14 protein-coding genes are annotated in these 14912 nt (G+C 63.3%); 7 read left to right on the top strand and 7 right to left on the bottom strand.

Annotation, left to right across the window (positions count from 1 at the left end; genetic code table 11):
- Positions 1–46 precede the first annotated feature (46 nt).
- Complete coding sequence (locus KOL99_RS19565) at positions 47–802, top strand: DUF3108 domain-containing protein (RefSeq protein ID WP_216512155.1); 756 nt, start codon at positions 47–49, stop codon at positions 800–802.
- 105 nt (positions 803–907) lie between these two features.
- Here KOL99_RS19565 and asnS read toward each other — a convergent pair whose 3' ends face one another.
- Complete coding sequence (gene asnS, locus KOL99_RS19570; protein ID WP_216512156.1) at positions 908–2293, bottom strand: asparagine--tRNA ligase; 1386 nt, start codon at positions 2291–2293, stop codon at positions 908–910.
- A gap of 109 nt (positions 2294–2402) precedes the next feature.
- Between asnS and KOL99_RS19575 the strand changes: the two genes are divergently transcribed.
- Positions 2403–2786: a S41 family peptidase gene (locus tag KOL99_RS19575; protein WP_216512157.1), complete on the top strand. Its 384-nt coding sequence runs from the start codon at positions 2403–2405 to the stop codon at positions 2784–2786.
- Between the two features lie 2 nt (positions 2787–2788).
- On the top strand, positions 2789–3157 hold the full coding sequence (locus KOL99_RS19580) for a glutaredoxin domain-containing protein (RefSeq protein ID WP_216512158.1): 369 nt from the start codon (positions 2789–2791) through the stop codon (positions 3155–3157).
- A 182-nt stretch (positions 3158–3339) separates the two neighbouring features.
- Here the strand turns inward: KOL99_RS19580 and KOL99_RS19585 are convergent, their stop codons facing one another.
- Complete coding sequence (locus tag KOL99_RS19585; protein ID WP_216512159.1) at positions 3340–4317, bottom strand: HD-GYP domain-containing protein; 978 nt, start codon at positions 4315–4317, stop codon at positions 3340–3342.
- A 257-nt stretch (positions 4318–4574) separates the two neighbouring features.
- Between KOL99_RS19585 and KOL99_RS19590 the strand changes: the two genes are divergently transcribed.
- Both KOL99_RS19590 and KOL99_RS19595 read left to right on the top strand, forming a co-directional pair.
- Positions 4575–4757 carry a MerR family transcriptional regulator gene (locus KOL99_RS19590; RefSeq protein WP_216512160.1) on the top strand — a complete coding sequence of 61 codons (183 nt, stop codon included), beginning with the start codon at positions 4575–4577 and terminating at the stop codon, positions 4755–4757.
- A 129-nt stretch (positions 4758–4886) separates the two neighbouring features.
- A complete protein-coding gene (locus tag KOL99_RS19595; RefSeq protein WP_224984964.1) occupies positions 4887–5390 on the top strand; it encodes a chemotaxis protein CheX in 504 nt (167 codons plus the stop codon).
- Positions 5391–5550: 160 nt separating this feature from the next.
- Here KOL99_RS19595 and KOL99_RS19600 read toward each other — a convergent pair whose 3' ends face one another.
- The 4 genes from KOL99_RS19600 to KOL99_RS19615 all read right to left on the bottom strand — a co-directional run bounded on the left by KOL99_RS19600 (position 5551) and on the right by KOL99_RS19615 (position 11760).
- Complete coding sequence (locus KOL99_RS19600; protein WP_216512161.1) at positions 5551–7176, bottom strand: fumarate hydratase; 1626 nt, start codon at positions 7174–7176, stop codon at positions 5551–5553.
- A 231-nt stretch (positions 7177–7407) separates the two neighbouring features.
- On the bottom strand, positions 7408–9900 hold the full coding sequence (locus tag KOL99_RS19605) for an Ig-like domain-containing protein (RefSeq protein WP_216512162.1): 2493 nt from the start codon (positions 9898–9900) through the stop codon (positions 7408–7410).
- Between the two features lie 25 nt (positions 9901–9925).
- Positions 9926–11287 carry an OmpP1/FadL family transporter gene (locus KOL99_RS19610; protein WP_216512163.1) on the bottom strand — a complete coding sequence of 454 codons (1362 nt, stop codon included), beginning with the start codon at positions 11285–11287 and terminating at the stop codon, positions 9926–9928.
- A 209-nt stretch (positions 11288–11496) separates the two neighbouring features.
- Complete coding sequence (locus KOL99_RS19615; RefSeq protein ID WP_216512164.1) at positions 11497–11760, bottom strand: hypothetical protein; 264 nt, start codon at positions 11758–11760, stop codon at positions 11497–11499.
- 247 nt (positions 11761–12007) lie between these two features.
- On the opposite strand from KOL99_RS19615, the gene KOL99_RS19620 reads away from it, so the two are divergent.
- Positions 12008–12589, top strand: coding sequence for a class I SAM-dependent methyltransferase (locus tag KOL99_RS19620; protein WP_216512165.1), 582 nt, complete (start codon positions 12008–12010; stop codon positions 12587–12589).
- A gap of 214 nt (positions 12590–12803) precedes the next feature.
- On the opposite strand, the gene ubiE is transcribed toward KOL99_RS19620, so the two are convergent.
- On the bottom strand, positions 12804–13511 hold the full coding sequence (gene ubiE, locus KOL99_RS19625) for a bifunctional demethylmenaquinone methyltransferase/2-methoxy-6-polyprenyl-1,4-benzoquinol methylase UbiE (protein ID WP_216512166.1): 708 nt from the start codon (positions 13509–13511) through the stop codon (positions 12804–12806).
- A gap of 188 nt (positions 13512–13699) precedes the next feature.
- Here ubiE and cdaA point away from each other — a divergent pair, with 188 nt between their 5' ends.
- A complete protein-coding gene (gene cdaA, locus KOL99_RS19630) occupies positions 13700–14869 on the top strand; it encodes a diadenylate cyclase CdaA (protein ID WP_216512167.1) in 1170 nt (389 codons plus the stop codon).
- Positions 14870–14912 lie beyond the last annotated feature (43 nt).

Genomic DNA, 14912 nt, shown 5'->3' on the forward strand with positions numbered 1-14912 from the left:
CGTTTTTCTCTTGAAATAAAATATCGCGAGGGGCTAATCTGTGGGAATGAAAATTTCAGCCTTATTGTCCTTTTTCGCCGTTCTCATCCTTTCCGCCCTTCCTGCCAGCGCCATGAGCCCCAACGAAAAGTTGGTTTACGACGTCAGTTGGACCGGCGTCAAGGCGGGCACCACGACCCAGGAACTGAGCACCAAGGGTAACGAACTCCACATCGTCACCACCACCCGTTCCACGCCGTGGCTGGACACCTTCTTCCGGGTGGAGGATCGTGCCGAGTCCGTGGTGGTGCGCGGCAGCGGCGACCGCTTCGGTTTCCCAAAATACTTCCGCAACAAGATCAGCGAGGGAAGCCACCGGCGCCTCAAAGAGGCCAGGTTCGACCAGCAGAAGCTCAAGGTTGAGTCGAAGGACCTCCTGCACAAGACCCAGCGCATCGACGACATCAGCGCCACCACCTACGATCCGCTTTCCATCGTCTACTACGTCCGTACCCTGGATCTGGTCCCCGGTCGCTCCCTCTTCGTGGACATCTATGACTGCAAGAAGCTGTGGAACACCGAGGTAAAGGTCCTCAAACGGGAAGAGATCGAGACGCCGGTGGGGCGTTTCAAGACCATCGTGGTGCAGCCCATGATGAAGGCCGACGGCTTCTTCGCCCGTACCGGCGAGGTGAAGGTCTGGCTCACCGACGACGCCCTCAAGATACCGGTGATGGTTTCGACCAAGGTGAAGATCGGGAAGATAAAGGCGGTCCTTACCGGGGGCAGCTACTGGCCGCAGGCGGCGCAAAAAACGGATTAAGACTGAGACTAAGACTGAGAAAAGAAGAGAGGCAAAGGTCGCCATGGCCCTTGCCTCTCTTTTTTCCCGCTTTGCAGTTCTCTCAGTCGTAATCTTTACCTGTCTCTAGAACTCCGCATGTCTCGGCGTCCTGGGGAAGGGGATGACGTCCCTGATGTTCTCCATCCCGGTGAGGTACATGATCAGCCTCTCGAAGCCAAGCCCGAAGCCGGCGTGCGGCGTCGAGCCCCAGCGCCTGGTATCGAGGTACCAGGAAAGGGATTCCGGAGCGATCCCCGTTTCCCGCATGCGCTGTTCCAAGAGGTCCAGACGCTCCTCGCGCTGGCTCCCGCCGATGATCTCCCCCACCTTGGGAACCAGCAGGTCCATGGCGGCGACCGTCTTGCCGCCGTCGTTCTGCCGCATGTAGAAGGCCTTGATCTCCTTCGGGTAATTGAGGATAAAGACGGGACCTCCCACCACTTGCTCGGTCAGGTAACGCTCGTGCTCGCTTTGCAGGTCGAGCCCCCACTCCACGGGGAACTGGAACGACACCGGCGCCTTCTTGAGCCGTTCGATCGCCTCGCCGTAGTCCATGCGCGCAAACGACGCCTGCGCCACCGCCTCGATCCTCTGGATCAGCCCCTTGTCGATCTGGGTGTTGAAGAAGTTCATGTCCTCGCCGCAGTGGTCCAGCGCGAAGCGGCACAGTCTCTTGAAGAAGGCCTCGGCGAGGTCGGCGTCGTCGGCCAGGTCGGCGAAGGCCATCTCCGGTTCGATCATCCAGAACTCGGCCGCATGGCGGGCCGTGTTCGAGTTCTCTGCCCGGAAGGTCGGCCCGAAGGTGTAGATGTCGGAGAAGGCCTGGGCGAAGAGCTCCCCCTCCAACTGGCCGCTCACGGTGAGCCCGGTGGCGGTGGCGAAGAAGTCCTTGGAGAAGTCGACTTCGCCGTTCACCAGCGGCGGGCGGGCGAGGTCGAGCGTGGTGACCCGGAACAGCTCGCCGGCCCCCTCGCAGTCGTTGGCGGTGATGATGGGGGTGTGCACGTAGAGGAAGCCGCGTTCCGCGAAGAAGCGGTGCACCTCCTGGGCCAGGGCCGAGCGCACCCGGAAGACGGCGCCGAAGGTGTTGCTGCGCACCCGCAGGTGCGCGATGGTGCGCAGGTACTCGAAGGTGTGCCGCTTTTTCTGCATCGGGTATTCCTGGTCCGCTCCCCCGACCACCTCGATCCGCTGCGCCTTCAGTTCCAGGGCCTGCCCTGCTGCCGGCGACTCCTGCAACTGCCCGGTAACCGCCAGGGCGCTGCCGGTGCCGATGCCGGTCACCTCCTCGTAGTTCTCGAGGTCGGGCTCGACCACCACCTGGATCCCGGAGAGGCACGAGCCGTCATTGAGAGAGATGAAGGTGACCTCTTTACTGTTTCTGACCGTGCGCGCCCACCCTTTGACGAGGATGGTGCTGCCGGGTTTACCTTGGTCCAGCGCCTGTTTCACCTTGGTTCTAGCGGTCATGTGAACGACTCCACTGGTGGATTTTAAAGCATCATTTATAACATAGAGGGCTTATCACGGCAAAAGCATAGTTGACAGCCGGGGTGCCTCTCGTATAACTTCACTGGCCATGATCAAGACCCTATGCGCCATACTGCTCTTCGCCCTGGTGACCCTGCCGGGGCACGCCCAGGCCACCGCCGCTTTCGGTGGCGTCGGCATCGACGGCGTCCCCAGGGGCGACGGCACCATCGTGGTGCGGCAACTGGTAGCGGGGGGACCGGCGCATCTGGCCGGGATCAAGGCCGGTGACATCATCACCCAGGTCGACGGCACCCCGACCGCCGGGAGCGACTTCAAGTTCATCGTCGAGCGGCGCCTGCGCGGGCGTGCAGGGACCCCGGTGCTCATCCTGGTGCGGCGTCCCGGCAACCCGAAGACGCTCACTTTCAAGCTGGTCCGGCGCCAGCTCAATGTAGCCGGCAACGTTAAAAAAGAAGCAAAGGGGGAGTGAACATGCGCATCCTGTTGACCGCAATAGTGGCCGTATCCCTGCTGGCCCCGGCCGCCGGGGTCGGCGCCGAGCAACTCCAGCAGAGTCCGCTGGGCAGCCACAGCGTCCAGACCAAGTATCCCAAGGTCGTCCTCTTCTCCACCTCCTGGTGCCCCCACTGCAAGGCCGCCAAGGAATACTTCACCAGGAACAACATCCCCTTCATAAACCGCGATGTTGAAATCGACAGCGCGGCGATGGAACTGGTCACCGGCAAGTACAAGAGCCAGGGGGTTCCCGTCATCGTGATCGGGGAGGATGCCAAGGTGCTGAAGGGGTTCGACGAGAAGCGTTTCGAGAAGGCGCTGGACGAGGTACGCAAGAAGAAATAAACGGCCCGGATCGGCCGTCGGTAAGGGGGAGCGTCAGCGATGCTCCCTTTTTTTATGCAAAACCTTTAGCCACGGAGAAAATCTGAGCACTTCGGAGCAGGCAAAACCAGGAGCTTGGGGTTACCAGTAAAGTTTTTGGTTCTCTCGGATTTCCTCAGATTTTCTCCGTGGCCAATGGTTTTTCAGATTTCGGTCGGTTGGTCTTCGGCCAGCAGGAAGAAGAGCACCTGCACCAGCTTGGGGTCGAGGTTGGAGCCGCTCATCCCCTTCATGGTCCACATCACCTCTTCGCGGTTGAACCCCCTCCGGTAGGGGCGGTCCATGGTCAACGCGTCGCAGATGTCGGCCGTCGCCACGATCTGCGCTTCGATCGGGATCTGGCTCCCTTCCAGCCCGTAGGGGTACCCCTTGCCGTCGAATCTCTCGTGGTGATAGAGCACGATGTTCTGAACCGTCTTGGAGAGATTCGCCTTGCGCACCACCTCGCACCCCCATTCGGGATGCTTCATGACGATTTTGAACTCCTCCGGCGTCAGCGCCCGCTCGGCGTTCAAAATCGCCTCGGGTACCCCGATCTTGCCGCAGTCGTGCAGCCAGCTCCCGTACCGGATCTCCTGCTGAACATCCTCCGGGACGCCGAGCTTCCCCGCCAGCCTGAGGGCCAGGGTGGCCACCCGGTCGCAATGCCCCTTGGTGCAGGCGTCCTTCAACTCGATGGTCTGCGCCAGCGAGTGCAGGATGAACTCGTCCTCCCGCTTGATAGCCTGCAGCACGCGGTAGCGGCGGATGCCGTCCTTCACGGCCCGCAGCATCTCGGCCTTCTTCCACGGTTTCAGGACGAAACGGAACACCTCGCCGCTGTTGATGGCCGCCAGGGTCGTGGAAAGGTCGGCGCTCCCGGTCATCATGATCTTCACCGTGTGGGGCGAGACCTCCTTGATGCGAGAGAGGAGCTCGATGCCGCGCATGCCGGGCATCTCGTTGTCCGAAATCACCACGGCTACGGACTGGTGCTCGACGATCTCCAGCGCCTCCATGGCTGAAGACGCGGTCAGGACGTTGAGTCCCCTGTTCTCGAAGAGCTCGCTGGTGTAGGCCAGGTAACTTTTCTCGTCGTCCACGAACAGGACCGTTTCGCGTTGTTGTTCCTTGTTTTGCATGTGCCCTCGCTGCTAACTACTCATTAAGTAGCCGTCCTCCTCTTATCGGCACAACTCCGCCGGAGAAAAGTAAAAAAACGCATTCGCCGAAAATGTTAATCGTTTTGCGGTGCTACGCCCCGCCTCCCGCTTGACATGGTAGTCATAAGCGGTACCATCCAACGGTGGAACTGTAATTAAAACCGAGGCCACCGCTCTCTTTTTTTGGGGCGGACGCCTCAGCTCCGGGTGGGACCGAAGCGAAGGAGGAATCGATCATGCTGGTATCCAAGACTTGGTACACCCCGGCGGAGGCGTGCGAGAAATTCGGCGTGGAGATGGAGCGTCTGCAGGTATGGATCGACGAGGGGGTGATCCGCACCGAGGAGGAGAATGGGCAAGTGGCGCGGGTGAACGGCGACGACCTGGAGCTGAAGATCGAGGAGTTGACGGGGATCTAGGCGATTTTGGCCATAGGCCCTAAAGCCGGCGGAGAAAGTGACGAAGAGAGAGACTGGAACCTGCCTGTTATCCGGGTTCCCATTGTCAATCAGCCATTGTCAATTATCCATTGAGTGAAGGGGGTTGCCTTGAGCAACAGCATAACGTTCGAAGAGATCATGTTCACCATCATGTCCGCCACGCAGGATACCTTCAAGAGCTACATGAACACCGACATCTATGCGGGGAAGGTGGAGAAGAAGATCAACCCGCTGCATAGCGACGTCGTGGGCATCGTTGGCGTCGCCGGAGACCGGGTCGGCTACATCATCTTCGCCACCGAGAAGGGGCCTGCCGAACAGATCGCCAAGGACCTCCTGATGCTGGATGAGGCGGACGACGAGGCGATCAACGACGCGGTCGGCGAGGTGGCCAACAACATCGCCGGGGTCTTCAAGACCAAGTACCATGAACAGTATGGCAGCGTGGCCCTCGGGCTCCCCCTGGTCCTTTCCGGGCGCCTGCGGCCGATGACCGACCCCCCCGAGCAGTCCACCATGGACGGCAGCATGAGCGTGCAGTGCAAGGGGGTCACCATTCCCTTCACCACCATGGACGGCAGGCTCCACTTCCGGGTCATGGTTTATATGTAACGGCAGGGCTAGGGGCTGGAAAACCCCGCCCAAGGGCCTACGTCTCTTCCGGCTCACCATGCTACTAAAAAAGCCCCCGCTGCCATGACGGCAACGGGGGCTTTTGTTCAACCAACGCTTCTGTAGGGGCGAATAATCATTCGCCCCCCTGCCTCTTGCCCTAGATACCCAACTGCTTGAAGAAGTCGTTCCCCTTGTCGTCCACCAGGATGAACGCCGGGAAGTCCTCCACCTCGATCTTCCAGACCGCCTCCATCCCCAGTTCGGGGAAGTCGATGCACTCGACCTTCTTGATGTTCTCCTCGGCGAGGATAGCGGCCGGGCCGCCGATGGAGCCGAGGTAGAAGCCGCCGTGCTTCTTGCAGGCGTCGGTCACCTGCTGGGAGCGGTTCCCTTTGGCGATCATGACCATCGAGCCGCCGTTGGCCTGCAACAGGTCGACGTAGGAGTCCATGCGGCCGGCGGTGGTGGGGCCGAAGGAGCCGGAGGGCTTGCCTACCGGGGTCTTGGCCGGGCCAGCGTAGTAGATCGGGTGGTTCTTCAGGTACTCCGGAAGCGGCTTGCCGGAGTCGAGGATCTCCTTGAACTTGGCGTGAGCGATGTCGCGGCCGACCACGATGGTGCCGGAGAGGAGCAGCGGGGTGGAGACCGGGTGCTTGGAGAGCTCGGCCAGGATGTCCTTCATGGGCTGGTTCAGGTTGATCTTGACGCCGTGCTCGTGCTTGCCGCGGAAACGCTCGGGGATGAGGCGCCCCGGGTTCTCGTCCATCTGCTCGACCCAGATCCCTTCCTTGTTGATCTTCGCCTTGATGTTGCGGTCCGCCGAGCAGGAAACGCCCATGCCGACCGGGCAGGACGCGCCATGGCGCGGCAGGCGGATGATGCGCACGTCGTGGGCGAAGTACTTGCCGCCGAACTGGGCGCCGATGCCGGACTCCTGTGCCGCCTTCAAGAGCTCCGCCTCGAGGGCCAAGTCGCGGAAGGCCTGGCCGTGCTCATTGCCGCTGGTCGGGAGCGCGTCGAGGTACTTGGCGCTGGCGAGCTTGACGGTCTTCAGGCAGGCCTCGGCGCTGGTGCCGCCGATGGCGAAGGCCAGGTGGTAGGGGGGGCAGGCCGCGGTCCCGAGGGTCTTCATCTTGGCCACCAGGAACTTGATCAGGCTGTCCGGGTTCAAGAGAGCCTTGGTCTCCTGGTACAGGTAGGTCTTGTTGGCGGAGCCGCCACCCTTGGCCATGAACAGGAACTTGTACTCGGCGCCCTTGGTGGCGTACAGGTCGATCTGGGCCGGGAGGTTGGTCCCGGTGTTGGTCTCCTTGTACATGTCAAGCGCCACGGTCTGCGAGTAGCGCAGGTTCTCCTCGGTGTAGGTCCTATAGACCCCTTTGGAGAGATACTCCTCGTCGTTGGCGCCGGTCCAGACCTGCTGGCCCTTTTTGCCCATGACGATGGCGGTGCCGGTGTCCTGGCAGATGGGGAGCTCGAAATTCGCCGCAACCTCGGCGTTTCTCAGGAAGGCGAGGGCAACACCCTTGTCGTTTTGGGAGGCTTCCGGATCGGTCAGGATCTTGGCGACCATCTCGTTGTGCTCCGGGCGGAGCAGGAAGGAGAGGTCCTTCATGGCGGCGTTGGCCACCACGGTAAGTGCCTCCGGAGACACCTTGAGGATCTCCTGCCCTTCGAAGTTGGCGACCGAGACATACTGCTGGGAGTCCGGGATGAGGCGGTACTTGGTGGTGTCCGGCCCGAGCGGGAAAGCTTCCTGGTACTTGAACTCTGGAGTTGCCATCGATTCTGTTCTCCTTTGCGTGGGATTGATGGTGACTGGTATCCGTAACCGTGCGGACGGCACGGCGAAAAATGTATACACGATTCGCGGAATATATTGCAAAAGGCCAATTTTGTCGAGAGCTAAGTTTAGCTGGGGAGTGCCTGCAAAGGAATTGGGGAAGGGGGGTGGCGGCCTGGGTGGTGCCGGATGGGGGGCGGGCCCCGCCCGAGATGGCGGGGCCCGGCTGGATCAGGACGGAGCGGCGAAGAGCCGCGCTGCCGGCGCCGGGATCACCCGGTAGAGCGGCAGGGACGGCAGGGTACGGCTCCCCTTGGGGAGCGAGGCGGAGACGACGGTGGGATCGATCACCAAGCCGGTGCGGACGAAGTAGAACATTTGCCGCTGGCCCAAGAGGAAGCTCTGCGGCGAGGTGACCGGATCGATGAGGAAGCCGTGGCTCACGTCGGGCTGGTCGAACTGGAAGTACCCTTCGCGCGGCCCGGCCGCGCCGGCATCTCCCGCGGCGGGGGCGGCCTTGGGGACCACGGCGCCGCCGGAGACGGTCGTCATGAAGGGGACGGGGACCCGGCCGGAGAGGTAGCTCAACTGGTCGAAGCCGGGCGCCACCGCGAATGCCTCCGGGGTCCCCAGCGCGCCGCGCCCTCCCAGGGCGTCACCCAGGTACCGGGTGCTCCAGTTCGGTATCACCAGGTCGCCGTTGGTCGGGCGCCCGTTGGCGTCGAAGGCCGTGCTGGTCGCCTCCTGGATCAAGACCCTGCCGGAAAGCCGGGAGGGGAGCGCGCTTGCGGTGCGCAGGTCGGGAAGCGGCGTGGTCATGGTGGCGGGGTCGACCGGGTCGAACACCGACTGGGTCAGCTGGAAGAACTTCTCGTAGGTCGGCGAGCCGGAGGGTATCCCGGCTCGGGCGAGGCCGGCGTTGATGCTGGGACCGAAGTCGACGCTGTCACGCAACAGGTAGGCGATGCGCGCACCGGGGACGCTCAAAAGCCCCTTCATGTCGGCGTCGAGGGTGGCCTGGCTATAGGGAGGGGTCCCCGCCGTCGCGGAGAGGGTGGTGTTGCCGGCCAGGTAGTAGGCCCCGACGATGGCGCCCAAGCTTACCCCGACATATTTCGGTTTCAATCCCGGGTTGGGCGCGTTGGCCCCCAGTGCGGCGAATCCGTGCCCGGCGAAAGCCGGGTTGAACGACGGGGTCGCCACTACCAGCTCCAGCCGGTCCAGGTTGAAGGCGGCCTGCTGCATGTTGGTACGCGCGGCCAGCGGCGCTCCCAGCGCGATGAAGTCCTCTCCCCAGACGGTGCCGGTCAGGTGTCCCGGCAGGGCGAGAGCGCCGTGCAGCGGGAGATCGATGGCGACCACGGCATACCCCGCGGCGGTGAGGGTGCCGGCCACGGCGATCGCCTGCTCCTTGCTGCCGTTGATGGCGTGCTGGTAGATGGCGAGGGGCCATCCCCCGGCGGGAGCAGTCCCCGAAGGGGCGAAGTAGACGAAGGGGATCTGGCGGTTGCTGTAGTAGAAGCCGGTGAGCCTGCCGGTCCCCGCATCGCGGAAGGGGAGCAGCACCGCGCTCGCCGCGCTGTAGCTGCCGAAGGCGACGTTCTGGTTCATGACCGGGTTGCCCCGGGCGACCACGGGGTTCATGGAGATGTCGGCACTGGCGATGCTTCCGGTGATCACGGCGCCGACGCTGGCCGGCGCTACCGCTGGAATACCGGTCCCGGCTAACACCGCGCTCCAGTAGGCTGCCGGGGCGAGGGTCGCGGTCACGGTGGCGGCGTTCAGCCCGGCGCCGAGCCAGGTCTTGCCGGGCAGCCCGCCGGGGAGGTCGCTGCCGGCGGCGAAGGCGCGCAGCGCGCTTTCCACCGACACCAGGCTCCCGACCGGATCGGCCGGGTCGGTGGCCACGAAACCCGCCGCCGTGGTGTTGAAGCGCCCAAAGAGGGCGATCTGGTCGCGGCTCGAAACGCTGGTGACCGACGGCGCGGCGGTGAGGTCGTTCATCACCTTGGCGTAGCCGGAGAAGAGCACGTTGCCGCTGCCGTCCAGCGTGTTGCCCCTGATCTGCTCGAGCGGCGCGAAGGGGCCGAGCAGGGGAAGCTCCGACTTCAAGGCGGAGAAATAGACCGAGCTGCTCACGGAGCCACCGGTGGCCGCGTCCTTGACCCGGTTGGTCACCAGGTACACGTAGCGGCTGCCGGGCTGAAGCGGGAACCTGGGGAAGAGCGAGACGTCGCTGCGCCCGGCGGTGTAGCTGAAGCTGAACGTGCCGGTGACATCGCTGAAGCGGAGCGGGGTATTCTCGGTGGCGCTCGGTGCCGCGCTGTCGGCTCCGATACGGAACACCTTGATGTTGTTGCCGTTGACCGTTGCGGGCTGCAGCGGCCGGGCGAAGCGCAGGTAGATCGGCGCGTTGACGCCGGCCACGGCATTGGTGCCGCCGACCTCGTAACGGTTCACGTAGGCGAGGGCCTCCAGCGGGTTCATGGGGCGGTTGGCGGGCCTCACACCCACCGCTCCCGTGACCGGGTCGGTGTACTGGGTGATAGGGTCGCGGGCCGTGGCGGTGGCCAGCACGTTGGGGAGCGGCACCTCGCCGGTGCTGGGGTCGAAAAGGGCGGTGTTGGGGCTCACCGACTGGCTCATGCCCGAGTCCGAGCCGCACCCGGCCAGGGTCACGAGCAACAGCAGGATGCCGAACAGGCGTAGCAGGTGCTGAGTCATGGTTTCCTCCGCAGCCGTTTAGGCGTCAGAACTTGAGGTTCAGGTTGGCGGCCAGCAGGTAGGCGTCACTCTTATAGACGCCGTTGGCGCCGCGCAGGGTGGTCATGTCCTGGTTGTGCACCGTGCGGTCCACGAAGTGCACCCACATGTAGGCAAGATCGACTGTGCCGAGGGCGTTGCCGATGCCGGCCCCCACCGAGAAGCTGTGCCGGTCCGCATCGGGGAGCAGCGGGTCCACGGTCTCATTGGGGACGGGGGACTCGTCAAAGGAGTAGCCGGCGCGCAGGGCCAGGCGCGGATTCACCTGGTACTGGGCGCCGAACTTGTAGCTCCAGACATCGCGCCAGTTTTTCGGGTCGGGCTGGTTGTTGAAGGCGGCGAACTGCGGGGAATCGAAGTGGATCTCGAGCTTCTTGAAGCTGCTCCAGCCGGTGCGGGTGGCGTCGAATTCGAGGGTGAGTTGCCGGGTCGGCCGCCAGGCGACCGCGACATCCAGGGTGTCGGGGAGGGGGATGCTGGTGGAGGCCCTGCTGCTGGCGCGGGCCCTGGTGTAGGGGAAGACGGCGGAGTCGGCGAGGCCTATGGCGCCCATCCCCGTCGGGGTGGTGGCGAGGTAATTGGCGTCTCCCTCGATGCCGAGCGTGATCTTGCTCCGGTAGGCGAGGCCCAAGTTCAAGTCGCTGCGCGGCTTCCACAGGAGCCCGAAATTGTACCCCACGTCGGTGCCGGTGCCGTCCACACCGAGCGAGCCCAGCTCGTAGGCCCCGAATGGGGGCGCCGGCGCGGTGGGGTCGATGGCCGGCGAGTAGAGCGACTTCTGCAGCGACACCACGGCGTAGGTGACGTCGATGCCGGCGGCGACCCCGAGCTTCAGGTCGTCGAAGCGGTAGGCGACGGTGGGCTGGAAATTGACCGGCTTGATCGACGCGATCTGGACCTGGTTGCGGAAGACGCTGGAGTCGCTCCAGGACTTGGACAGCGGGTAGGTCGCGTTGACCCCGAAGCCGAAGCAAAGGGGAAGGGTGTCGAGCGCGTAGCTCGCGTACAGGGTTGGGGCGATGACGATGTCGCGCCGGGAGTGCTCGATGGCCGTGGTGGTCCCCGTATCCAGCGGGGCCGTGCCGGACAGGGGGGTGGTCCCCTTGAACTCGGTCTGGGGCACCAAGATCCCCAATGCGCCGAGGCTCATCTGGATGCCGGGGAGGAAGGCGATACCGGCGGGGTTGAAGTAAAGGGCGCTCGGGTCGTCGGCCTGGGCCGCGAACGCGTTGCCCATCGCCATCGCCTTCGCTCCCTGCTCGCTGACCTTGAAGCCGGCCCCGTGAGACACGCCGCGCAGCCCCGGAAGGGCGCAGAGCATCAGGACGCACCACAACCACTTTCTCATTGGTTTCCCCCCCTGCCGATCCTGCTGGTGTCCGGCCGGTCCGGGCTTTGCCACGGGTGGCAAGGTCGCGTCAACCGGAAGGTTTTCGCCCGAGGGGAGTGGGGCGCCGCGAAGCGCCCGCCTGCATGTGAACCTCGGAGGATCGGTAATAATTAGCATTCGCTAATGCTACTGTCTGCGAGTTCGAAGTCAAGCGGGGGGAGCGGGCCTTAGTGCACCGTCTTTTCCTTCATCATCCCTTCCAGCATCCGGCGCAGGGCGTCCTCTTCCACGAAGCAGAACAGCGCGCTGTCGCCGAAGGCGACCTCTACCGAGCCCTTTCTCTTTTTCAGGGTGACCTCAACTTCGTGTACCCCGTTGCCCAGGAGCCCGTGGTAGACCTGCTGAAAGGATTTGCCGGTGCGCAGCGCTTCCCTGCCCCGCATCTCGAAGTAAACCGCCTGGTCCAGCGCGTCGTTGGTTAGGTAGATCATGGTGCACCTCCTGTTTTTCTACAGGAAACCACAGGTGCGCGACAGAAAATGTCGCTAATGCCGGATGTGGTCCGCTCGGCACCACGGGAGAGGCTGCTTTTTCTGTCTCTGCTCCTTCGGCTGCGACAGCCTGTTTTGGGCCTTAGCCTTCGTAGTCCTGCGCGGCGGGAGTGGGAAAGGCTTGACAAGCGGGCCTAAAATGGGGAATTTGGGCTCTACTTGAGCAAGGGCAGGGGAGGGGCAGTCCATGGAGTCCGATCGCGTCAAATGGGACCAGCGTTACAGCGGCCCGGAACATTTCTTTTCGTTCACCCCTTCGCGGCTGTTGGCCCATTCGCTGGAGCGGATCATGGCCCTGATCCCGGGGCGGCGGGCCCTCGACCTTGCCTGCGGCGAGGGACGCAACTGCATTTACCTGGCGCAGCACGGTTTCGAGGCCACCGGCGTGGATATCTCGCCCCGCGGGCTGGAGCGGGCCAGGAGGCGGGCGGCCGAGGTCGGCGTCAGCGTCGAGCTTATCGAGGCGGACCTCGAGTGCTGGCGCCCGCACGGGGAGTACCACCTGATCCTCAACTTCAACTTCCTGATACGGGAGCTGATTCCGTCGCTGATCGAGGCGCTGGCCCCGGGAGGGGTGCTCCTCATGGAAACCATACTGGACGCGCCGGGGATGCCGGGGGAGCATCGCAAGGACTTCCTGCTGCAGCCGGGGGAATTGGGACGGCTCTTCGGGGGCTACGGCGGGAGGATCCTGCTGCTGGAAGAAGAGGTGGACGCGCCGGAGATGCCGGTGGCGCGGGTGATGTTTCAGAAGGGAGTTCAAGGCTGAGGCTGAGGTTCAGAAACGCTGGCAGCTAAAGCCAAATCCCCCCTGTCCCCCCTTTCGCAACAGGGGGGACGCTGGTCTACCGGTAGCGCTTCAGGTGCGGGGGTGCTGTTGGCTGGAACCAGATGCTGCCCCGAACTCAACGGCGGGCAAAAGAAAAGGCTGTGGTCATCGACCACAGCCTTTTTCTTAACCTCAACCTTAACCTCGACCTGTTCTACTTGGTGCCGACGTAGACGGTGGCGATGCCGCCGGTGAGGTCGAAGTGGTGCACGTCCTTGAAACCGACCTGCTCCATCATCCCCTTGAACACCTCGCGGGAGGGGAACTCGAGGACGGAATCGGGCAGGTACTGGTAGGCGCTGAAGCGGGAGAAGGCACCGCCGATCTTGGGGAGCACCTTCAGGAAATAGAAGTGGTAGATGTCCTTGAACACCGGCATGGTCGGGGTGGAGAACTCCAGGATCACGATCTTGCCGCCGTCCTTGAGCACCCGGCGCATCTCGGTCAGCCCCTTGATGCGATCAACCACGTTCCTGATGCCGAAGGAGATGGTGGCGGCGTCGAAGCTGCCGTCGGGATAGGGGATGTCCTCGCAGGGGGCCACTTCCAGCTTGATGCGGTCGGCGTGGCGGGACTCCTGCACCTTGACGCGCCCAAGGTCGATCATCTCCGGGGTGAAGTCGATGCCGACGATGTTCACGGAAGAAGGGGTCTGGGTCGCTATCTCCAGCGCCACGTCGCCGGTGCCGGTGGCGACGTCCAACACGAGCCCCGGACCGCGCAGACCGATCTTGCCCACGGCGAAGCGGCGCCAGCGCCGATCGATGCCGAGCGACAGGAGCCTGTTCAAAAGATCGTAGCGCGGAGCTATGCTCCCGAACATGGCGCGGATGCGCTCACCCTTTTCCGACAATGCGTACATATTTTCCTACCTTTTTTGCGCCTGAAATGCTATAAATTTTGACCGCTTCCCGAATCGGGGAGCCCTTTTGCAAGGCTTGATTTTTAGCACAAAGCGCCACGGCTTGCCAGCAAAAAGCGGCCCCGCCACGTTTTAAACGCCGTCCGCTTCCGGCTCCCCGCCCGCGCCGTCCCCCAAGGAGGCAACCGTTGTTCCCGCAAATCAGGCCGCAGGATATCGCCGATATCCTGATCATGACCTTCCTGCTCTACCAGCTCTACAGTTGGTTCAAGAACTCCAAGGCGCTCCAGGTGGTGTTGGGACTCTTGTTCCTGGGCGTGATCTACTTCGTCACCAAGAGCTTGGGGCTCTTCATGACCAGCTGGATCCTGCAGGAACTGGGGACGGTGCTCCTGGTCCTGCTGATCGTGGTCTTCCAGTCGGAGATCCGGCAGGCCCTGTACCGTCTGAGCCTTTTGCGCAACCTGTTCGAACACCAGGAAAGCGTGGTGCGCCTCGACCTGTTGGAATTTTCCTCGACGGTCTTTTCGCTCGCCTCCCAGCGTATCGGCGCCCTCGTGGTGTTCCAGCGCGAGGAACTCCTGGACGACCTGATCCTGCATGGCGTCCCGATGGACTCTCTGGTCAGCGGCTCCCTGGTCACCAGCATCTTCATACCCGGTTCGCCGCTGCACGACGGGGCGGTGCTGGTGAAGGACGGCCGGGTGGCACTTGCCTCCTGCCACCTGCCGCTGTCGGTCTCCGCCGACGTGCCGCAGCACCTGGGAACCCGCCACCGCGCCGCCCTCGGCCTTTCCGAGCGCTCCGACGCGGTGATCGTGGTCGTCTCCGAGGAGCGGGGCGAGGTCTCCCTCTCCCTGCAGGGCGAGCTGGAGGTCATGGCATCGCAGGCGCAGCTGCACGAGCGGTTGACGTCTCTGCTGCAGCCGCTCTCCCGCGAGGAGCAGCGCGTCGGCATCTTCAAGCGGCTCTTCTCCAACTTCTGGCCCAAGGTCGCTATTTTCTGCGTCGTGGTGGTGAGTTGGCTCCTGATCACCTACCGGCAGGGGGAGATCCTCACCGTGACCGCTCCGGTCACCTTCCATAACCTGCCCGACAACCTCACCCTGACCCGCAGCTTCCCTGACGAGGTGGACCTGCAGCTGAAGTCCTTCTCTAACCTGGTGGCATCCCCGAAGAACCTCGACATCGTGGTCGACCTGGACCTGTCCAAGGCCAAGGAGGGGAACAACAACATCCAGATCAGCAAGGACCTGATCCGGCTCCCGCCCGGTGTGGTGGTGGTGAACCTGGATCGGTCCCTGGTGCGGGTCACCGTGGAAAAGAAACAAGCGAAACCTTCCACCCACAAACGCTAAAAGCCTGATATGAGGAGGTTTGTTTCCCGGGTTCGCGCGTGAA

The organism is Geomonas azotofigens, assembly GCF_018919395.1.
In the GTDB taxonomy this organism is placed as follows: domain Bacteria; phylum Desulfobacterota; class Desulfuromonadia; order Geobacterales; family Geobacteraceae; genus Geomonas; species Geomonas azotofigens.